Source organism: Komagataeibacter sucrofermentans DSM 15973 (genome assembly GCF_040581405.1).
Classification (GTDB): Bacteria; Pseudomonadota; Alphaproteobacteria; order Acetobacterales; family Acetobacteraceae; genus Komagataeibacter; species Komagataeibacter sucrofermentans.
On sequence record NZ_CP137157.1, the window covers coordinates 1,820,785 to 1,841,654 of the forward strand.

Annotated in this window: 15 protein-coding genes; 3 read left to right on the forward strand and 12 right to left on the reverse strand. The window is 58.4% G+C overall.

Annotated elements, in window-relative coordinates; genetic code table 11:
- Positions 1 to 60: 60 nt before the first annotated feature.
- The 5 genes from R5N89_RS08790 to hutI form a co-directional block, all read right to left on the reverse strand.
- On the reverse strand, positions 61 to 1,203 hold the full coding sequence (locus tag R5N89_RS08790; protein ID WP_110567475.1) for an alpha-hydroxy acid oxidase: 1,143 nt from the start codon (positions 1,201 to 1,203) through the stop codon (positions 61 to 63).
- A complete protein-coding gene (gene hutH, locus R5N89_RS08795; protein ID WP_110567473.1) occupies positions 1,203 to 2,750 on the reverse strand; it encodes a histidine ammonia-lyase in 1,548 nt (515 codons plus the stop codon). The genes R5N89_RS08790 and hutH overlap by 1 nt, the downstream gene beginning before the upstream one ends.
- A gap of 6 nt (positions 2,751 to 2,756) precedes the next feature.
- Positions 2,757 to 4,442: a urocanate hydratase gene (gene hutU, locus R5N89_RS08800; RefSeq protein WP_110567471.1), complete on the reverse strand. Its 1,686-nt coding sequence runs from the start codon at positions 4,440 to 4,442 to the stop codon at positions 2,757 to 2,759.
- A 108-nt stretch (positions 4,443 to 4,550) separates the two neighbouring features.
- Positions 4,551 to 5,276, reverse strand: coding sequence for a histidine utilization repressor (gene hutC, locus R5N89_RS08805; RefSeq protein WP_110567469.1), 726 nt, complete (start codon positions 5,274 to 5,276; stop codon positions 4,551 to 4,553).
- A gap of 79 nt (positions 5,277 to 5,355) precedes the next feature.
- Entirely contained in the window at positions 5,356 to 6,588 is a 1,233-nt protein-coding gene (gene hutI, locus R5N89_RS08810) for an imidazolonepropionase (protein WP_110567467.1), read from the reverse strand.
- Positions 6,589 to 6,681: 93 nt separating this feature from the next.
- On the opposite strand from hutI, the gene R5N89_RS08815 reads away from it, so the two are divergent.
- Both R5N89_RS08815 and hutG read left to right on the forward strand, forming a co-directional pair.
- Positions 6,682 to 8,082 (forward strand): formimidoylglutamate deiminase, encoded by a 1,401-nt coding sequence (locus R5N89_RS08815; protein ID WP_110567465.1) that lies wholly within the window; start codon positions 6,682 to 6,684, stop codon positions 8,080 to 8,082.
- A complete protein-coding gene (hutG, locus tag R5N89_RS08820) occupies positions 8,079 to 8,879 on the forward strand; it encodes an N-formylglutamate deformylase (protein ID WP_110567463.1) in 801 nt (266 codons plus the stop codon). Before R5N89_RS08815 ends, hutG begins: the two co-directional genes overlap by 4 nt.
- 90 nt (positions 8,880 to 8,969) lie before the next feature.
- Here hutG and R5N89_RS08825 read toward each other — a convergent pair whose 3' ends face one another.
- The 3 genes from R5N89_RS08825 to R5N89_RS08835 form a co-directional block, all read right to left on the reverse strand.
- Positions 8,970 to 11,195 (reverse strand): EAL domain-containing protein, encoded by a 2,226-nt coding sequence (locus tag R5N89_RS08825; RefSeq protein ID WP_244192067.1) that lies wholly within the window; start codon positions 11,193 to 11,195, stop codon positions 8,970 to 8,972.
- An 81-nt stretch (positions 11,196 to 11,276) separates the two neighbouring features.
- Entirely contained in the window at positions 11,277 to 13,250 is a 1,974-nt protein-coding gene (locus R5N89_RS08830; protein WP_244192066.1) for a bifunctional diguanylate cyclase/phosphodiesterase, read from the reverse strand.
- A gap of 975 nt (positions 13,251 to 14,225) precedes the next feature.
- Positions 14,226 to 15,752, reverse strand: a complete 1,527-nt coding sequence (locus R5N89_RS08835) for an MDR family MFS transporter (RefSeq protein WP_110567459.1) — start codon at positions 15,750 to 15,752, stop codon at positions 14,226 to 14,228.
- A 454-nt stretch (positions 15,753 to 16,206) separates the two neighbouring features.
- On the opposite strand from R5N89_RS08835, the gene R5N89_RS08840 reads away from it, so the two are divergent.
- Complete coding sequence (locus tag R5N89_RS08840; RefSeq protein ID WP_146220180.1) at positions 16,207 to 16,515, forward strand: hypothetical protein; 309 nt, start codon at positions 16,207 to 16,209, stop codon at positions 16,513 to 16,515.
- A 78-nt stretch (positions 16,516 to 16,593) separates the two neighbouring features.
- Here R5N89_RS08840 and R5N89_RS08845 read toward each other — a convergent pair whose 3' ends face one another.
- From R5N89_RS08845 to R5N89_RS08860, 4 genes are all read right to left on the reverse strand, one after another.
- Positions 16,594 to 17,337 (reverse strand): DUF72 domain-containing protein, encoded by a 744-nt coding sequence (locus R5N89_RS08845; protein ID WP_110567457.1) that lies wholly within the window; start codon positions 17,335 to 17,337, stop codon positions 16,594 to 16,596.
- A gap of 569 nt (positions 17,338 to 17,906) precedes the next feature.
- Positions 17,907 to 18,725, reverse strand: coding sequence for a mechanosensitive ion channel family protein (locus R5N89_RS08850; protein ID WP_208624634.1), 819 nt, complete (start codon positions 18,723 to 18,725; stop codon positions 17,907 to 17,909).
- A 99-nt stretch (positions 18,726 to 18,824) separates the two neighbouring features.
- Positions 18,825 to 18,971, reverse strand: coding sequence for a hypothetical protein (locus R5N89_RS08855; protein WP_354680951.1), 147 nt, complete (start codon positions 18,969 to 18,971; stop codon positions 18,825 to 18,827).
- Positions 18,972 to 19,342: 371 nt separating this feature from the next.
- Complete coding sequence (locus R5N89_RS08860; RefSeq protein ID WP_110567451.1) at positions 19,343 to 20,806, reverse strand: sodium:solute symporter; 1,464 nt, start codon at positions 20,804 to 20,806, stop codon at positions 19,343 to 19,345.
- Positions 20,807 to 20,870: the final 64 nt, after the last annotated feature.

Below are 20,870 nucleotides of genomic sequence, written 5' to 3' on the forward strand. Positions count from 1 at the left end.
TTACAATTTCAGAACCTGTTTACGGCCAGCAGGTCAGGCAGCGTGCCGATGCGCGGCCTGTCAGAACCGCCACAGCGCCTTCTGGCCTGCTGCGCGCACGGCCTCGATATCACGCAGCCCCGCCAGGGCCATGACATCGCGCGTTTCCTGCGCCAGTACGTCAAGGGCGGCCGCCACGCCGGGCGCGCCACCTGCGGCAAGCCCCCAGACCCACGGGCGACCAATGGATACCGCATGCGCGCCAAGCGCCAATGCCGTCACCACATCCCCACCACGGCGGATGCCGCTATCAAGCATGATATCCAGCCGCCCGCCCACCGCGGCCGCAATGCCGGGCAGCACGTCAAGTGTGGCGGGGGCAGGATCCATCTGGCGGCCACCATGGTTGGACACCACAATGCCATCCGCCCCGGCATCTGCCGCACGCACGGCATCTTCAGGGCACATCACGCCCTTGACCACCAGGGTGCCATTCCAGTTTTCGCGCAGCCATGCCAGGTCATCCCAGTCCAGCGTGGGATCGATCTGGGCGGCAACGTCACGCGCCTGGCCCATGACGTTACGCGCGGTTGTATAGGCATCAATATTGCCCACCACGGGCATGCCGCCACGCAACAGGCCCGCAACCCAGGCCGGATGGTTCAGCAGGCCCGCCATCTGCAATACGGTAGGGCGGGAAAGATGCCGGAAGCCATTGCGCACATCGCGCTCACGCACGGGGGTGATGGCTGTATCAACGGTCAGGATAATGCCGGTTATGCCACACGCCCTTGCACGGGCCAGCATGTCGCGTGTCAGGGCACGGTCGCGCAGCACGTAAATCTGCGCCATCACATCCGCGCCCGTTGCGGCCACTTTTTCCATGGGGGCGATGGAAAAGGTGGAAACGCCCATGCCCACGCCACGACTGCGCGCCGCATGGGCGGCGCCACGCTCGCCATGGTGGTGGAACATGCCCGCAAACCCGACCGGAGCGAGAAAGACCGGCAGCTTCCATGTCCGGCCAAAGCAGCGCGTGGTCAGGTCAATGGCTGACACATCGCGCAGGGCATGGGGCACGACGCCCCAGCGGGCAAAACTGTTACGGTTGCGGGCCATGGTGCGTTCACCATGGGCACCGCCATCAATATAATCGGCAAATAGCCGGGGAAGACGACGGCGCGCCTTTCGCGCAGAGGCGATGAACGCGCCGTCATCCACCATCAGGCGGCCTCGACCGTGGGCAGGGACAGGGCGCCCGCCACTGCGGTGTTCAGCACACCGGCGGCGATCAGGGCATTGGCCTTTTCCATGTCGGGGGTGAACAGGCGGTCCTGCGCGAAGAAGGACACGTGCTCACGCAGGGCGGCGGCGGCCTGCGCCAGTGGCTGCGAGGAGGTTAGCGGCGCAAGGAAGTCAAGCCCCTGCACGGCTGCCAGATATTCAATGCCAAGAATGGTACGCACGTTGTCATTGATATCAGTTACGCGGCGGGCTGCAAAGGTTGCCATGGAAACATGGTCTTCCTGGTTGGCGGAGGTGGGCAGGCTGTCCACGCTGGCGGGATGGGCCAGCGTCTTGTTCTCCGACGCCAGCGCCGCCGCCGTGACCTGCGCGATCATGAAGCCCGAATTCACGCCACTGTCATTGACCAGGAAGGGCGGCAGGCCGCTCATGCCCGGGTCGACCAGCAATGCGAGGCGGCGCTCGGCGATGGCGCCAATTTCCGATACCGCAATCGCCATGAGATCCGCCGCGATGGCGACCGGCTCGGCATGGAAGTTACCGCCCGAAATCATCTCATCCGTATCGGGGAAATGGATGGGATTGTCGGAAACCGCATTGGCCTCGATCAGCAGGACGCGGGCGGCATGGCGCAGGCTGTCCAGCGCGGCCCCCATGACCTGCGGCTGGCAGCGCAGGCAGTACGGATCCTGCACGCGCTCATCATCCACCTCATGGGAGGAACGGATGGCCGAACCTTCCATCAGCTTGCGATAGACCGCGGCACATTCGATCTGCCCCTGCTGGCCGCGCAGCGTGTGCAGGCGCGGATCAAAGGGCGCATCCGTGCCACGCGCGGCATCAAGCGTGAGCGAGCCGGTAACAAGGCCCGCCTGGAACAGGCGCTCGGCATCGAACAGGGCAATAATGGCCAGTGACGTGGAAACCTGCGTGCCGTTGAGCAGCGCCAGCCCTTCCTTGGGGCCAAGGACAACCGGCTCCAGGCCCGCAGCCTTCAGCGCCGCAGCACCCGGCAGGCGCTCCCCCCTGTAGAAGGCTTCGCCCTCACCGATCAGGACGGCGGTCATGTGCGCGAGCGGGGCCAGATCGCCCGATGCGCCAACCGATCCCTTTTCGGGGATGACCGGAATGAGCCCCTTGGCCAGCATGTCGAGCAGGAGCTGCACGACCTCCGGCCGCACGCCCGAAAAACCACGCCCGAGCCCGTTGGCCTTGAGCAGCATGATGAGGCGCACCACGCGCTCGGGCAGCGGCTTGCCGATGCCGGCCGCGTGGCTGAGAACCAGGTTGCGCTGGAGATCGCGCAGCCGGTCATCGGGGATGCGGGTCTTGGCCAGTTTGCCAAAACCGGTGTTGACACCATAAACCGCAGCGCCACCGGCCACGATCCGCTCGACCGAACGAGCGGCCGCCGCCAGGGTGGCCTGGGCCTCGGGGCTCAGGGTGACATCCATCCCCTCGAACACAAAGCGGCGCAGGGTAGCCAGATCAAGCTGACCGGGATGAAGAACGAGATTTTCTGACATCTGAAATCAGCCTTTTTTGATCATGGGCAGGTCAAGCCCTTTTTCGTGGGCGCAATCGACCGCGATGTCGTAACCCGCATCCGCATGGCGCATCACGCCGGTTGCCGGGTCATTCCACAGCACGCGCTCAAGGCGCTTTGCGGCATCATCCGTGCCATCAGCCACGATCACCATGCCTGAATGCTGCGAGAAGCCCATGCCCACGCCACCGCCATGGTGCAGCGAAACCCATGTCGCACCCGATGCGGTGTTGAGCAGCGCGTTGAGCAGCGGCCAGTCGGACACGGCATCCGAGCCATCACGCATGGCTTCCGTCTCGCGGTTGGGGCTGGCGACAGAGCCACTGTCGAGGTGGTCGCGGCCGATCACGATCGGCGCCTTGAGTTCACCCTTGGCGACCATTTCATTGAACGCGAGGCCAAGGCGGTGACGGTCGCCCAGCCCGACCCAGCAGATGCGTGACGGCAGGCCCTGGAAGTGGATCTTATCACGCGCCATATCGAGCCAGTTGTGCAGGTGCTTGTCGTCGGGCAGCAGTTCCTTCACCTTGGCGTCGGTCTTGTAAATGTCTTCCGGGTCGCCCGACAGGGCCGCCCAGCGGAACGGGCCGATACCGCGACAGAAGAGCGGGCGGATATAGGCGGGCACGAAACCGGGGAACTCAAAAGCCTCCTCGCAGCCAACCTCAAGCGCCATCTGGCGGATGTTGTTGCCGTAATCGAAGGTGGGAATGCCCAGCCGGTGGAAGGCAACCATCGCCTCCACATGCAGTTTCATGGATTCCTTGGCTGCTTTCTCGACCGCCGCCGGGTCGGTCACGCGCATCTTTGCCGCCTGGTCCAGCGTCCAGCCTGCCGGGAGGTAGCCGTTGAGCGGATCATGGGCGGAGGTCTGGTCGGTCACGCCATCGGGGTGGATGCCACGGCGCACCAGTTCGGGGAAAACTTCGGCCGCGTTGCCAAGCAGGCCGACGGAAACCGGCTTGCCGCTCTTGCATGCTGCATCGATGATCTCGAGCGCTTCATCAAGCGTGTCGACCTTGCGATCGAGATAGCCGGTCTGCAGGCGCTTCTCGATACGGCTGGGCTCACACTCGACTGCCAGCATGGATGCACCGGCCATGACCGCAGCCAGAGGCTGCGCGCCGCTCATGCCGCCGAGGCCGCCGGTCAGGATCCACCGGCCGGTCAGGTCGCCACCATAGTACTGGCGCCCCATCTCGACAAAGGTTTCATACGTTCCCTGAACGATGCCCTGGCTGCCGATATAGATCCAGGAACCGGCCGTCATCTGGCCATACATCATCAGCCCGGCACGATCGAGTTCGTTGAACTTATCCCAGTTCGCCCAGTGGGGAACGATGTTGGAATTGGCGATCAGGACGCGGGGGGCGTTCTCGTGCGTGCGAAATACGCCAACCGGCTTGCCGGACTGCACCAGCAGGGTCTGGTCGGCTTCCAGCGTCTTCAGCGTTTCGACAATACGGTCGTAGCACTCCCAGTTACGGGCGGCGCGGCCAATACCACCATAGACAACCAGCTCCGAAGGCTTTTCCGCCACTTCGGGGTCGAGGTTATTCATCAGCATCCGCATAGCAGCTTCAGTCTGCCAGCTTTTTGCCGTGATCTCCGGCCCATGCGCAGCATGGATAATACGATCGTTGGACAGACGGGACGAGGTCGGGCTACTCATGACATCACCTTGAATGTACTTGTATATACATTCGTTTGCCGCAGACCCTCCCCCTTGTCAACATGAAAACGTAATGAAATACCGTTTCAGAACAATGGGGGAGAAAGATCAGGGCCTGTAGCGACCGACAAAGCTGAATCGGCTGCCGGAATAGGTGAAGATGCCTTTCATCACGACTCGCCCCTCAACCCATGTGCGCCGCATGAGCTGCAGGCAGGCCTCGGGCTCATCAAGCTCGAGCAGTTCACAGATATCCAGGCTCGGGGTTACCGCGAACACCACGTGCTCGATCTCCTCGGGGTGGGAAATGCCCGAGAGATGACGGTGCGGATGGGTAAGGGAAAAGTCCTGATCCAGATAATCGGGCGCGAAATGGGGCGAGACGAAACGCTCCTCGACCTGCAGCGGCGTATCATCTTCATAATGAACGATGATGGAATGGAAGAGTCGCGCACCGGGGCGCTGCTCGAACGCTGTTGCGAGATCACTGTTCGCGCGGATCGTATCAAGCGTGATGATGCGCGTGGTGTGCTCATGCCCGTTGGAGGCAATATCATCAGCAATATCACGCAGTTCCAGCAGTTCCACACGCTGGGCAGGCTCGGCGACGAATGTCCCCACACCCTGCGCGCGCGTGACAAGCCCTTCGGCTGTCAGTTCGCGCAGGGCACGGTGGACAGTCATGCGCGAGACACCGAGCAGTTCCACCAGTTCACTTTCCGACGGGAGTCGATGACCGATCGCCCACTCACCGGTTTCGATCCGCTCGGTGATGTACAGCTTCACCTGCTCGTAACGGGCTGTGGGTTTATCCTTGCTTAAGACCAGTGACACGCAATTACACCTTATTCAGAAGACGTTAGTCTATACTGGCATAAGGGAGTGAGTACCATCCAGCGCTGATCTTAACTTTTTATTGCGGACAACCACCAAAAATCCGTGCGCTGGGCCTTACCCCTCCGATCCAGTACGACAGTTCATGCGGACCGGCGATGTCCCACACCACCATGTCGGCCGCCATGCCCGTGCGCAGTTGCCCGACCGTATGCTCCAGCCCCAGCGCCTTTGCGGCGATATGGGTATGCCCGGCCAGGGCCTCCCCCGGTGTCAGGCGGAAGAGCGTGCAGGCCATGTTCATGACCGCCGTGGGGCTGAGCACGGGCGATGTGCCGGGGTTGCAGTCCGTGGCCAGGCCCATGGGCACGCCATGCTTACGGAACAGGTCCACCGGGGGCTGTTTCGTTTCACGCACAAAATAGAAGGCGCCGGGCAGCAGCATGGCAACGGTGCCTGCATCCGCCATGGCCTGCACGCTGCTTTCGCTTGCATATTCAACATGGTCAGCCGACAGCGCATGCCACCGCGCCGCAAGCTTGCCCCCATCGAGATCGGACATCTGGTCGGCGTGCAGGCGCACGGGCAGCTTCCAGCGCTGGGCGGCCTCAAAGATACGCTCGACCTCGGCAGGCTGGAAGGCAATGGTTTCACAGAACGCATCGACACTGTCGGCCAGGCCGGCTTCCGCCACGGCAGGCAGCATTTCCGTGCACAGGAAGGTGACGTAATCATCCTGCCTGCCCGCGAATTCCGGCGGCAGCGCATGGGCGCCGAGAAAGGTGGTGTGCACCCGCACCGGCAGGTGCCGGCCTACCGCGCGCGCCACGCGCAGCTGCTTGAGTTCATCTTCCAGCCGCAGCCCGTAACCGGACTTGATCTCGACGGTGGTCACGCCATTTTCAACAAGGCAGCGCGCACGCCGCAGCGTAAGCCGCAGCAGTTCCTCCTCGCTCGCATCACGGGTGGCGCGCACGGTGGACAGGATACCGCCACCACGCCGCGCAATCTCCTGATAGGAGACGCCCTGCAACCGCTCCGCGAACTCGCCGCTCCTGTCACCGCCATAGACCAGGTGCGTATGCGGATCGACCAGGCCTGCGGTCATCCACTGCCCGTTGCACGAGATCACTTCGGTTGCGAGGCGTTCGGGCTCGCCGGGCAGGTCCGCCTTGGGGCCGACCCATACGATCTGCCCATCCCGGGCGGCAATGGCGCCATCAGGGATATGGCCGAAATCATCCCCGCCCGGCTGCCCGGTTCCACTCGCATTGGTTGCCAGATTGACATCGACCCATAACCGATCCCACATGACGCACTCCCATTTCAGCGCTTGACCCTAAACGTATATACATGTCTAGTTTTGAAACCGTTCCAACGCAATGCTCTTCAAAACAGGCCCGTCATGTCCTTATCGGTACAGATCCAGACCATTTTTGCCGGGCAGGCTCTCCTGCCCGAGGGGTGGCGTGACAATGTACGCCTCGGCTTTGATGCCAGTGGCCATTTCACCACGATAGAAGCCGACCAGCAGCCTGGGCCGGATGACAGGCGCGTTGATATCGCCCTGCCGCCCATGCCCAGCCTGCATTCCCATGCCTTTCAGCGCGCCATGGCCGGACTGACGGAAACCCGGCTTGATCCGGCCGATTCATTCTGGAGCTGGCGGGAACAGATGTACCGCCTCGCCGCCGTAATCGACCCTGCCACACTCCGCGCCATTGCCGCCCAGCTTTATATGGAAATGCTCAAGGCCGGTTATACGCAGGTTGCCGAGTTCCATTACCTGCACTGCGCACCCGACGGGCAGCAATACGCGCAGCCCGCCGAACTGCCGCTTGCCGTTATTGATGCGGCCCGGGATGCGGGTATTGGCATCACCATGCTGCCTGCCCTGTACCGCCATGCAGGCTTTGGCCGCCCGCTGGCGGCGGAACAGAAGCGCTTTGCCAGTTCGCCGGCATTCCTTGCGCGGGTCATTACCGAAATTACGGGCCGCCATGCTGGCGATCCTTTGGTGAATGCAGGCATTGCCCTACATTCCCTGCGAGCGGCGAGCGGGGATGACATACGCGAAGTGCTTGCCCTGCTGCCTGGTGACATGCCAGTGCACATTCACATTGCCGAACAGATGAAGGAAGTGGATGACTGCGTTGCCTTCCTTGGCCGCAGGCCGGTTGCCTGGCTGCTCGATGAGATGCCGGTGAATGAGCGCTGGTGCCTGGTCCATGCAACGCATATGGATCGGGACGAAACGCTGCGCCTGGCCCGCTCGGGCGCGGTTGCCGGCATCTGCCCCATTACCGAAGCCAATCTGGGCGATGGCTTCTTCCCCTTCATGGATTACGTGGATGCGGGGGGCCGCTTTGGTATCGGCAGTGACAGCAATGTGCTGCTTAACGTAGCGGAAGAACTGCGCACACTGGAATACGGGCAGCGCCTCATATCGCAAAAACGCTGCCGCGCCCTGCCCTCGGACCAGACCGGATCCGTTGGTGGATACCTGTATGCACAGGCCCTGCGGGGCGGAGCGCAGGCCTGCGCGCATGGTGGCGGCCAACTGGCCGTGGGGCAGCGTGCCGATCTGTGCACGCTGGCCGATACCGCCCTGTCGCTGCCTGACCTGCGAGGCGATACCATTATGGATTCACTTGTCTTTGCCCGCGCCACCCTGCCCGTGAGCGATGTACTGTGCGCAGGCCAATGGGTCGTGCGTGAAGGGCACCATATTCACGAAGAACGCATTTCGACCGCATTTGGCAAGGCGATTACGACCTTACGTTCCGATCGGAGTTCACTGTCATGACCCCGCCCGTCTTTACGCATTCACGCGGCACGGCCCCTGTTCTTGTCACCATTCCGCACGCTGGCACGGCCCTTGCGCCCGGCATGGAAGAAAGCATGACGCCACGCGGGCGGTTACTGCCCGATACCGACTGGTATATGGAAAAACTCTATACATCGGCTACCGACATGGGCATCGGGGTTATTCGTGCCAATTATTCCCGCTATGTCGTTGACCTCAACCGGGGCGCGGATGATGCCACGCTCTATCCGGGGCGGCCCAAGACCGGCCTCGTGCCGGATCTGGCCTTTGATGGCGCCCCGATCTACCAGCCCGGACAGGAACCGGATGAAGCGGAAATTGGCGAACGCCTGACCCGCTACTGGCAGCCCTATCATGATGCGGTGGCCGAAGAGCTTGCCCGGCTCAAGGCCCGGTGGGGCTGGGCGATATTGTGGGATGGCCATTCCATCAAGACGGAAATCCCGCGCCTGTTTGAAGGCTGCCTGCCCGACCTGAATTTCGGCACCAACCAGGGGGCCGCCTGCGCGCCATCGCTCATCAACAGCGTTGTCAGTCTTGCTGCGCAGGACACGGATTATTCCCATGTCGTCAACGGGCGGTTCAAAGGCGGCTATACCACGCGCCATTATGGGCAGCCTGAACAGGGCATCCATGCCATACAGCTTGAAAAAGCCCAGAGAATCTATCTCGGCCACGAAGATGCGCCATGGCCGCTTGATACCGACAAGACCCGCAGGATCTCGGCCCTGATCGGCAGGTTACTGCACCAGGCAACGGCATGGCGGCCTGCGTAACCTTTCTATTGCGGCCACAGACAGAGAGCCTGCCCGCTGGCAAAAGAACCAGCGGGCAGGTCAAGCCAGGTACGTCCTGCTTTTTTAACTTCAGGCCTCGGCCGATGGCTTGCCTGATGCTGACGGCTTTTCGGCCGCCTTGCGCATTGCAGGCATGATCATGCGGGGCTGCCTGAACCATGTTTCCAGATCTTTTGGCGCCATGGGTTTGGCGAACAGATAACCCTGCATGACATCACAGTGCAGGCTTTCCAGCAGTTCGTATTGCGCTTCCGTCTCCACCCCCTCGGTCACGACAGTCATGCCCAGGCGGTTACCGATGCCAATTACTGCCGTTGTTACCGCCTGCGCATTCGCATCATGTTCAAGATTCATGATGAAGCTGCGGTCAATCTTGATTTCCGTCAGTGGCAGGCGGGTCAGCCGCGACAGTGATGAGTAGCCGGTGCCAAAATCATCCATGGACAGGCCGACATTCAGGGCACGAATGGCGTTCAGAACATCCATCGTATCCTTGTTTTCATCCATCATCACGCTTTCGGTAATTTCCACCGTCAGCCGTGCCGGGGCGATGCCAAAGCGGGTCAGCAGGTTCGAGATCATTTCAGGCAACTGCCGTTTACGGAAATGACCGGCTGACAGGTTGACCGATACGGCCGGGATCATGACACCATCACGGTCCCATGCCACGATCTGGCGGCAGGCTTCTTCCAGGCACCATGCGCCAATCGCCTCGATCTGCCCGGTATCCTCCGCCACCGCAATGAAACGCGAAGGGAAAATATTGCCCAGATGCGGATGATGCCAGCGCGACAGCGCCTCCACACCATATAGCGCGCCCGTTTTGGCCTCGATCTGCGGCTGGTAATGCAGGTTGAGCAATCCCTTCGCCAGGGAATCACGCAAGGCGGAGCCAAGGACAAGGCGATCCTGTGCCGCGGTATGGTCCTCTGGCGTGGCGACGCGGAATGTTCCGCGGGCATCTTTCTTGGCAAGACGCATCGCGGCTTCGGCATGACCGATCAGGGATTCACTGTCCGGCCCGTTTTCAGGGAACATGCTGATGCCCACGCTGATCGAGGCCGTAATGAAGTTGCCCCCGATTTCGATGGGCGCTTCCATGCCGCCGATCAGCCGCTCGGCAAATGCCGTTGCAGGGGCTGCCTGTGTATCGGGCAATATGATGACGAACTCATCCCCCCCCGCGCGGCTGAGGATATAATGGCTCCGGCACAGGCTTTTGATCCGTGCCGCCACCGCCTTGAGAAAGTCATCGCCATTGGTATGCCCGAGCGCATCGTTGATATCGCGAAAACGATCGAGGTTGAGCATCAGCACGGCAAAATGATTGTCACCCGGTTTGCCGACAAGGTTCCTGAGGACTTTATGGATGGCGGTCCGGTTGAGGAAGCCGGTCAGCGGGTCATAGTTTGCCAGCTGGGAAATATGATGGCGTGCTTCATACTGCTCGATCAGGACACTGCAGAACGGCACGCAGCCCGCCACGATTTTCTGTGGCCACTCACTGACCGTGCTGGTGTTGCGTGAAAAGAGCGCGAATATGCCCGATATCTTGCCATTGCACGCCTTGATCGCGGAGGCCCAGCAATTCTGCAGCCCCAGCGAAACCCCCAGCGACCTGTAGCTTTCCCAGACAACGGTGGCGGCCTCGTCAAGGTCATTGGACAGGGCCATGATGTCAGCATCGGAGAGCGTGACATTTTCAAGTGCCGCGGCATAGCGCCGTGGCAGGCCGGGGCCTGACAGGACATGAAGCCGGTGGTCTTCATCAATCAGGACAAGGATGGCGACCGTATTGGGGATGAAATTCTCCACCTCCCGGCACACGAGATCAGCCACGTCCTGGATCTGCATATCGGTTGAAAGGGACTGGAAGACCGTATTCTGCAGGTCCAGCAGTTTCTTGCGATGGTTTTCTTCCGTTACCGCCTTGATGGATGCAAGATAGTATTTCCTGCCTTTCGGGCCGACCTTGCTTGAAGAGAGCATCAGCTCCCCGGTGATGTAGTCACCGTGCCTGTTCTCGAAGATGATTTCACGCGTTGTACCGACAATGGCGTCAATATCCGTCGCGCCATGACTGGCAAAATCTGGGAACAGCATCCGCATGTTCTGGCCACGCACTTCATCCTGCGTATGACCCCAGAGTTTTTCCGCCCCTTTATTGAAAAAAATGACGTCATTGCGGTCGTCAATCACGACGATTGCCTCGGTCGCGTCGTGCAGCAGGCTCAGGGCGGCATCACCCGACAATGCCGACTTTGGGGAGGACGAGGTAAGGAGCAACTTGTTCATGATGATAGGCCACAGTTCACAATTGGATAGGCAGGATGCCTGCCTGCATGAAATGGAAAAGGCATGTGGAGCGCTCTGGCATCAGGCCGTTTGCAGCCCCAGCGTTTCCGCGCAGGCGGGGCGACCGATCAGGAACCCCTGCCCCGCCACGCAGCCCTCGCCACGGAGCACTTCAAGCTGCCGGGGCGTTTCGATCCCTTCCGCCAGCACGGAGATGTTCATGGTGCGGCCAAGCGCAAGGACCGAACGGACAATGGCAGCGGCATCGGAATTGGTTTCGATCCCCTGCATGAAACTGCCATCGAGCTTGATCCGATCAAACGGGAAGGTGCGCAGTGTATCAATGGACGAATAACCCGTGCCGAAATCATCCAGCGCTATTGAAACGCCGAGTTCCTTGATCCGGCGTATGATTTCCAGAGCACGCTGCTTGTCATCAATGATTGAAGTTTCCGTTAATTCCAGTTCAAGCCGGTCGGGAGAGAGGCCCGTGTTCTCCAGCGTTTCCTTGACCAGTCGATAAAGATCAGGATGAAAGAACTGCACGGGAGACAGGTTGACCGCCAGCTTGCACGAAGCATTCCACTTGGCCGCCTGTGCGCATGCGGTCTGCAGAACCCATTCACCAAGCGGGATGATGAGGCCGTTTTCCTCGGCGACAGGAATGAACTGGGCGGGGGGCACCTCGCCCCGTTCGGGGCTGGTCCAGCGCAGCAGGGCCTCGTAGCCAAAGATCTCGCCCGTCGCAATGGCGGTCTGCACCTGGTAGTGCAGGCTCAGTTCGCCTTTTTCCATTGCCGTTTTCAGGTCCGCCGCAAGCGCGCGCGCCTCGCGTACCATTTCATCCATGGCAGGCTCGTAATAGGCCACGGTGCGCAACGGGTCCGCCTTGGCGCGATACATGGCAAGGTCGGCACGCGTTACGAGCGTTTCCTTGTCGGTTGCATCTTTGGGGAACAGGGCCAGGCCGACGCTTCCGCCGGTTGTCACTTCGTAGTCCTCGATCGGGATGGGCAGGTTGATGGCTTCCTCGATGCGGGCGACAAAGGCATTCAGTTCATCAGGGTCGCTCGTCAGGTGGACTGCCGCGAATTCATCCCCGCCCAGACGGGCCACGAACTCGCCTTCTCCCAGCATCTCGCTAAAACGGTTGGCAATGGTGATCAGAACGACATCGCCTGCGGCATGCCCGCGCACATCGTTGATTTCCTTGAATTTGTTAAGGTCAATGCCAATCAGCGCGAACTGCGTACCCTTCGCTTTCGCCTCCTCGATCACCTGATCGAGATGATCATTGAAGCTGACGCGGTTGGGGAGCGCTGTCAGGGCATCATGCAGTGCCATCTGCCGCATGCGCTCATAAGATTCCGCGCGCGTTGCATCATCAATCGAAAAACTGTTGCCGCCCGTGGCCACAAGCAGGAGGGTGGTAATGGCCAGCGCAACGCCAAGCACGACAGGGGCATTGCCAGTCGCCATGAGGTCGGCGGACATCATGTGCGTGCGCATGGCGGACACACCGATAAAATGCAGCCCCGCGATAGCCGCGACGAACAGGATCGTGGCCAGAAGTTCACAATGCCGGTTCCCGCTACGCAGCAGGCACTGCAGGGACAACGTGCCAAAAACGATGCCCAGCAACAGGGACAATGCGATTGTCGGCATGCTCCATGCCATATGGCCGCCAAATTCAACGGCATACATGCCGGAATAATGCATTCCGGCAATAGCCAGGCCAAGCACGGCACCGCCAAGCGCTGGCCCCATCCGGCTTTTGCTGGTGGTGGCGATAATGGTCGCGGCCAGCACACCGACAGCTGCAATGACAAACGAAAATAGCGTAAGCGGAATACTCAACAGGCCCGCCACACCTGGCATGTATGCCAGCAGCGCCAGAAAGTGGGTGCACCATATGGTCGTGGCGCCCGCAGCCGCACATTGCAGATACCATGAATGATTCTGCCGCCCTGGGGTGGCGGCAATACGCGCCATGATGCGGACCGTAATCCATGAACCCGCGATACACACAATGAGGGCGGAAATAAGGAGGGGCATGTTGGAATCCATTATCGTTTTTAACAATTGCAACACGGCATTATTCCATCGGGAAGCACATGGTTAAGTATAGATACCGCCCGCGTGGTGACATAAAATCTCATCACACCAGATGGCATTTATTCATATAGCTGATATATTATTATTTATTTATATTAGTCTATATTTCAGAACTGCTCTTTTTCATGATCTATATCATATATCCGTGATATAAATAATTTGTTGTACGCGATCTACCGTTTTTCGATCGCCGATCTAAACCTCTTCATACAAATCAACAAAAAGTGATGTATTATTTATTCTATATGGTATAATTGGTTTATTTAATTTCAATATCGTATCTTTTTAGCATTTTTGTGCTGTTACATAACAAAACAATCATCCATATTCCCTTGGTTTTCCGGTATATTTTCTTCCTGTCGGTTACTCTTCCCGCTCGGGGTTGGCAGCGACCTGCTCCAAAACAGACGGTGCTTATCAACATTTTTTTTAATATACTTTTCTGGGTAGCTGGCTTGTATACCCTCTGGGCCCATACCGATTCACGACATTGCTGCACGGTATGACCTGTCAGATTCGACCCATCTGGATAAAGCAGGCAGCCCCGGCCCTGCACACTGGGCGGAATGACTGCGACCACCATTGACATCAGGCGAACAGACACCTGATCCGGTTGCGGCCACAATCCCGCTTACCGATAGCTTACCCTGTTCCTTCCGGCAGATCCGTCAGGGCAAACCGGAAAATCAGAACCACCCTGCGAAAAGCAACATCATATTAAAAACACATGCCCAAATCACCAAAACGGACGACGTGTTACAGTCAGATACAACCGACATGCTTATACATACATGGTTACGATTTATATCGTTTCAAGTATCTTCTTCCGTCTACAAAAACGCACCCTAATCCCAGGCCTGATGATCCATGGTGGAAACTGCGGCATTACAATAACAGCCACGGTTGCCCCCTTCCCTATTCGCTCTCCGTCTTATTTTGCCAAGCGGCCTGACACACCGTTAACCCAACAACCAGCAGGAATGCGAGGAACATGAAGCTGCTGCTCACGCTCAGGCTGGCGCTGATCGCGCCTTTGTAAGCCTGCATTACGTCAGCCTGCCTGGCGGGAGAAAGCGTCTGGATCGCAGCCATGCCTTTTTGCAGGAATTCGGGCACGTCAATCTTCTCGGGCAACACCCCAAGCCGGTTCTGCAAGGTCAGCGCCATCACGCCGCCCGAAAGGGCCACGCCAAGCGAGCCGCCAAGCGAGCGGATGAAGGACATCATGGCCGTGGCGATACCGAGTGACCTCGTTGGCACGGCGTTCTGGATCATGACCGTCGCGTTGGGCATGCCAATGCCCATGCCCACGCCGAGACAGCCCAGGCTGAGCAGGAAGAACACAGCAGGCGCGCCATGATGGGCACAGGCCGCGATCAAAGTAAGGGCCGTGAATTCAATGCCAACGCCGATGGAAAGCAGAAGCCCATAGCGTTGCGTTCTGGACGAAACATACCCGCCCAGCACCGAACTGATCATCATCGTGCCCACCTGCGGCAACATCATCAGGCCCGATGTTGCTGGCGTCTCACCAAGAACAAGCTGATAATAAAGAGGCAGGAAGATCATCGAACCCAGCATGGCGAAAGACATAATCCCGGTCGCGGCGACGCATATGGAAAAAGTGGGGATACGCAGCAGATCCAGACTGATGAGCGGCTCCGGCGCCCGTCGTTCCTGCCAGATGAACGCAACGAACAGAAGCATCGTGCCGCCAAAAAGGAGAAATGTAAGCGGCGATGTCCATGCCAGGGTGGTGCCGAGGGCATTGAACAGCAGCAGGAAGCCCGCCGTGGCAATGCTCAGGAGGGCCGCGCCGGGATAGTCGATGCGCGGCCTTGCTTCGGCCCGGCCAGCAGGCAGGCTCAGCATGATCAGCCCGAACGCGAGAAACCCGATTGGCAGATTGACAAGAAAGACCCATCGCCAGGACAGCGAGCCTGTCAGTACGCCGCCCAGAAATGGCCCCGCCACACTGCTGACCGCAAACGCTCCGGTAAACAGCCCCTGATAGCGGCCCCGTTGCCGGGGCGATACCATATCGCCAATCACCGTCTGCGACAGCGTCATCAGCCCACCTGCCCCCACGCCCTGAAGGCCGCGGAACAGGATTAGCTGCCACATATCCTGCGCAATTCCACACAGGAGCGAGGCACCGAGAAATGAACCGATACTGAACGCCATCAATGGCCGCCTGCCAAACATGTCGGACAGTTTGCCATAGAGCGGTGTGGCGATTGTTGAGGTCAGCATGAACGCTGTCACGACCCAGGACATATGAGCAAGGCCACCAAGGTCGCTGACAATCGTGGGCAACGCGGTCGAGACTATGCTCTGGTCGAGCGCGCCCATGATCATGGTCAGGATAAGGCCGATGAAAACAAGCCGGCGTGTCGAAGGGCTATAAGCAGATGCCGTCTCTGGCACGGAAGATGACTGCACGAAAAAATCCTGTAATGACAAAAAATAGGCCGCATGCCGATTATGACGAACGCATGCGCTCCCGGTTGCTTCAGTTATCGTAGCACAGCAGGTTTAGCGCGATTCAAAATCTGGCTTGAAGGGGCATATCCCGATCAGCACTTGTGGCAGGCCGTTCAAGGCACCGGACAATGCGTAGATGCCGCGGGCAGAATGCTGCATGGCAGGGCATGTAAAACCTTTCCGCCTTTTGGGAGGATTCCTGATCATGGTAGTTAACCTGACAATGCTGTCGACAGCCGTGATGCAGTGATCTTATACTGATGAATATCATAGAATATATTGTATTTTTATTTATTAAAATCACAAAAAAAATCAAGTAGAAGAAAAAATGGCAATAATTGGTGGCATGTATTATATTAATATAAATCGGGCAAACTTACTTACAGTATATTAGGTAAATACAAAAATATTCATGGATGATAAGAGTTTTCTCCGGATTTTATACGGCTCATTGCGTACCGCCCCGAAAGAAAAGGGAATTGGCACAATGACGGGCGGCAGCCCCGTTACATCTGGCATGATGGACAGCATGAAGCGGTTCATCAATGAAAGCAGCCTCTCAGCCAAAACCTATGCCGCAGTCATTCAAAGTCAGCAGCGTGTAGCGACGGAATACCGTGATAATCGTGCCTTCCACGACGGGCAGCGATGCGACACGCATCTTTCAAACCAACCCGGCAAGGCCCGTAAAGCAACCTTAATACCATTCGCAATTTTATAAGAAGCGATAATTCCTAATTTAGGCTGCCAGAAATCCAAGGGGGATGATCCCTACAAGCCTTGAAGCCTGCCCTCACACTTAATTCTCAATAATGCCTGTACAGGCTTTCATAAGTTCAAACCCGTTCTGCACGGCGGCCCCATATGTTGTGTTGTCATAGATCGTCCAGACCTCAGTGCCGCGCGCGGCAAGGGCTGCAACGACTTTTGCATGGGCCTCAACGGCTTCCTGCGTATAACGTGACTTATAGATGTCCGGCGAGCCATGTAGCCGGAAATAGACAAGCCCACCCCAGCCACCCGGTTGTGCCGCAGGGGCCGACCGGCCCGGATCGGCCGCGACGCGTGATATCTGCAGCCCTGCCAGCATATTGTCTATCGTTGGCAGGAACCAGCTTGCATGTCTGGGCTCCACAACAATGGCCCCGGCCAACCTGACCCGCAGATCCTGAAAGAAACGCACGGCAACATCACCGGGATAAGCGAAACTGGGAGGAAACTGAACCAGCACAGGGCCGCGCTTTTCGCCAAGGCCATCCGTTTCCTCGGCAAAGCGGTCGATCAGCGCCTGACAGTCGTCCAGACGATGTTCATGCGTGATGGTTCGGGGCAGTTTTACGGAGAAGCGGAACGCAGGCGGCACGCTTGCCGCCCAGCGCGCGTAAGTCGTGCGCCGATGGGGGCGATAAAAACTGGAGTTGATCTCGACAGTCGAAAAATAGGCGGCATACCGCTCAAGTTGCGTACCGGTAACAGGCAACTTCAATACTTTAGCCATCGCGGAAAAGGTCGACCAGCCCGCGATACCGACACGAATGGACATGACCCCTTCCTTCCCGACAAAGCCAATAACGGGTTACTACAACCCGGTTTACGGCACTACCCGATGCATATCAGCACATTGAGGATGTTATGCACCCTACGGACGTATTGCGGCATTTCTAAGCATGACCCCTACGGGCATTACGTTTTCAGCATATGGCAAGCCTGTTTTAACGGCGTGCCCTGAGGAACATTTCGTATGTCGTCGTCGGCTGCCCCGGTTCTTTCCGGCTATTGTGGGCATGGAACGGATCTACATGACTTCGGACTGTGTAAAGCAGCTTATAACGCTTTTGATATGATGGCCTGTTGACCTTCGGCCATCTCGCTAAAACACAAGATATCCAGTTCCGTTTTTTCGATCCTGAAATCAACCTGACAGAAACACGCGTGTCACAGCAGGCGACGCGCACCTTTCATCATGTCCTGACAGACACGCGCGGCAGGGGAAGAAGGCAACAGGCCAATCAATGGACCTGTAATGGTTTTATGCCGGCCTGTTGCCGCATTGCACCCGTTTGGGCCCGAACGCGACAGACCGGCACAAATCCGTTACAGGTCCATTACGGATCACGCAGCGCTACGCGACGTGACCCCAAGACGGTATCCTTCCTTCTGAAGCACCTTGATCGAGGCTTCGGAATATTTTGCGACCAGACCCGACACGTCACCCGGCGCACACCAGAACCCAAGCGTGACCTGAATATTGGCAGGCTTGGGCAGGAAGGAAACAGAAGGCGCAGGATTCTTGAGCACCTGCGCGTCATTCTCCGTCAGGCCGAGCAGCAGTGCCCGTGCCTTGTCCAGATCATCATTGTAATCAATCAGCAGACTGACCGCGCCCGCAAGCCGGTCCGACTCTGAACGGTTGACCACGATATTGTTTGATAATGTCCCGTTGGGAACATAAATAATCTCGTGATTGGCATCCAGCAGCACGGTACGGAACATCTCGATTGATGTAACCGTTCCTGAACTGCCACCTGCCGTAATTGAATCCCCGACCTTGAAGGGGCGGAACAGCAGGATCAGCACGCCACCGGCAAAGTTGGCGAGGCTGCCCTGCAGCGCCATGCCAACCGCCAGCCCCGCAGCGCCCAGAACGGCCACGAACGATGTTGTGGCGATACCGACCATGGATGCCACGCTGATCAGCAGCAGGGCCTTCAGAAACAGCCCGACCACGCTCAGCAGGAATCCACGCAATGTCGGCTCTATATGACTGGCCTCCATCATCCGGCCCATGGCCCGCGTTACGGCGTTGACAAGCTTCCAGCCTACAAAAAGAACGATCAGAGCCAGAAAAAACTGACTTGCATATTCCAGTATAAGAGGAAGCAATCCGTCCAACTGCTCTAAAATTGAATGAATCTGCTTTTCCATAACTATCCTTGGTCTATCTTTCCCGAGGGCACGGTAGCGACATACGCCCTCCAGGTTCTGTCAATATTGTACATTGTTTTATACATGGCCGTCACCACCATGGCCTTACAAGATAATTTCAGCCGCGCCGTGCTCCTCCAGCACACGGCCATCCTGCCCGTCTTCTCCATTTAAATGAATGGACTTGGGAAAAGGTTCATCCCAATGGGCTAAATCTCGGTCATGGCCTCTTTCAAAAGGCTGAAAAGACATGAAAAATACATGCAATGACATCAAGAAACACGTCCGATCATCGTGACCCAGAAATGCCCTACGGATAAATAGACAACCCGCGGCAGGGTTTCATGACCCGACCACCATGACCGGCACGGCGCCCGCCCGATATTGAATATGATTAACAGATAGGATGGGACCGCCAGCCCCACAAAGAGCCCCGCCCCCCTATGGCGGGCGCGATCTGGACAAAGGTCTGCGGCATGTCCAGCACATATCCCCCCATCATTGCCGTAAGAGAACCTGGCCTGGTCAAGCGGAATACCCGGGCTCTGGGCAATAGCCCCTTCTCTCTTTACCTATGGCAAAACCGCTCTGCCGACCCGGAAGCCAAGAGATGACGCACGCCATTATTGCCGGATTTTGCCAATGGCCCTCAGACCCAGACCATAGATAAACATCACGATGACACCCAGCGGAACCAGCCACGTAAAGGCGATTGTCGCACCATAAGGGTGCCAGAACATCATGGTGCCGCAGACCGTAACGACGGTCATGACAAAAGCAGGCAGAACCTCCCGCGTGAGCGCGCGCCTGCTGAACATGGCAAACACAAAGGCCCCCAGCATCGCCCCGTAAGAACACGACGCCACCGACAGCCCGAATACAACCGCAGGCCCATGGCTATGGGCAAATGCCAGCGCAGCAAGAACGAGCACTACAGCCCACAGCAGGGTTACCAGGCGGGCAAATGGCAGCGCAGACAGGCCGATCCGCCGCGCCAGGGCCCGACAGGGCATGACAAAATCCAGCAATGTCGCGCTGGTCATGGAATTGAGCGTGGCGGACAGGGACCCCATGGTCGCACTCAGCAGGCCCGCGATCAGCAACCCTGCAAGCCCCTGCGGCAGGTCATGTACGATAAAGGCAGGGAATAGCGCATCCGATGTCTGCAGGCCCATCGCAGCCAGCGGTTTTTCATCATTGCGTGCCCACAGCAGCATGCCCACGAGCGACAGCATGGCAAACAGGCATCCCACCATGAATCCACTGCCGACCAGTGCCTTTCTGGCATCCGTCAGATTACGCGCGGCCAGAACGCGCTGGACCATCAACTGGTCCGTGCCATGCGATGCCATGGCCATGATCGCCCCCCCGATCATGGCCGCACAGGGTGTATAGGGATCAAGGAAATAGTGGGGGGATTTGTGGAACAGGTGGAACCTGTTGGAGTGCCGCAGCGCATGGATCTGCATGTCTGTTGCATGATGGTACAACAGCCCCATGCAGGCCGCCGTTCCCGCTACATAGACAGCAAGCTGTATGGCATCGGACCACACCACGGCCCGCAGGCCGCCAAGCATCGTGTAAAACAGCGTGAGGCCTACAATGACCAGCATGATCACCCAGTGTGGCAGGGGAAAGTGCATGGATGCCAGGATGGCTGCGACCGGCAGCATGCCTGCAAACAGCCTGATCCCTTCCGCGAGCACACGCATGATGAGAAACGTGGCGGATACGGTACGCTCCATCGCCTGCCCGAAGCGATGGCCCAGATACTGGTAGACGCTGCTGACCTGCCCGGAAAAATAACGCGGCAGAAACAGCCACGCGACAAGCGCGCGGCCAATGACATACCCCACCGCCAGCCCCACGAACACCATGCCGCTACCATAGGCGATGCCGGGTATGCTGATGATGGTGAGGGTGGAGGTTTCCGTCGCGACAAGGGACAGGCAGATAACCCACCACGGCAGATCATGGCCGCCGCCTACATAGGTGGAAACACAATCCTGCCGCCCCGACAGGGCGAAGGCAATGAATGGAAGGGTCAGGCAATAGATGCAGATAATCGCGATATCGATTGCGGACATACCGGTTCCATCATGTCTGAAAAGCGAATCATATGACCGAATCAATACCATATGAAAGCCAAAA

Excerpts from the sequence above, each read along its gene's own strand:
- R5N89_RS08790 (WP_110567475.1), bottom strand. The coding sequence starts at position 1,203 with ATGGTGGATGACGGCGCGTTCATCGCCTCTGCGCGAAAGGCGCGCCGT.
- hutH (WP_110567473.1), bottom strand. The coding sequence starts at position 2,750 with ATGTCAGAAAATCTCGTTCTTCATCCCGGTCAGCTTGATCTGGCTACC.
- hutU (WP_110567471.1), bottom strand. The coding sequence starts at position 4,442 with ATGAGTAGCCCGACCTCGTCCCGTCTGTCCAACGATCGTATTATCCAT.
- hutI (WP_110567467.1), bottom strand. The coding sequence starts at position 6,588 with ATGTGGGATCGGTTATGGGTCGATGTCAATCTGGCAACCAATGCGAGT.
- R5N89_RS08815 (WP_110567465.1), top strand. The coding sequence starts at position 6,682 with ATGTCCTTATCGGTACAGATCCAGACCATTTTTGCCGGGCAGGCTCTC.
- hutG (WP_110567463.1), top strand. The coding sequence starts at position 8,079 with ATGACCCCGCCCGTCTTTACGCATTCACGCGGCACGGCCCCTGTTCTT.
- R5N89_RS08825 (WP_244192067.1), bottom strand. The coding sequence starts at position 11,195 with ATGAACAAGTTGCTCCTTACCTCGTCCTCCCCAAAGTCGGCATTGTCG.
- R5N89_RS08830 (WP_244192066.1), bottom strand. The coding sequence starts at position 13,250 with ATGCCCCTCCTTATTTCCGCCCTCATTGTGTGTATCGCGGGTTCATGG.
- R5N89_RS08840 (WP_146220180.1), top strand. The coding sequence starts at position 16,207 with ATGGATGATAAGAGTTTTCTCCGGATTTTATACGGCTCATTGCGTACC.
- R5N89_RS08845 (WP_110567457.1), bottom strand. The coding sequence starts at position 17,337 with ATGTCCATTCGTGTCGGTATCGCGGGCTGGTCGACCTTTTCCGCGATG.
- R5N89_RS08855 (WP_354680951.1), bottom strand. The coding sequence starts at position 18,971 with ATGTCTTTTCAGCCTTTTGAAAGAGGCCATGACCGAGATTTAGCCCAT.
- R5N89_RS08860 (WP_110567451.1), bottom strand. The coding sequence starts at position 20,806 with ATGTCCGCAATCGATATCGCGATTATCTGCATCTATTGCCTGACCCTT.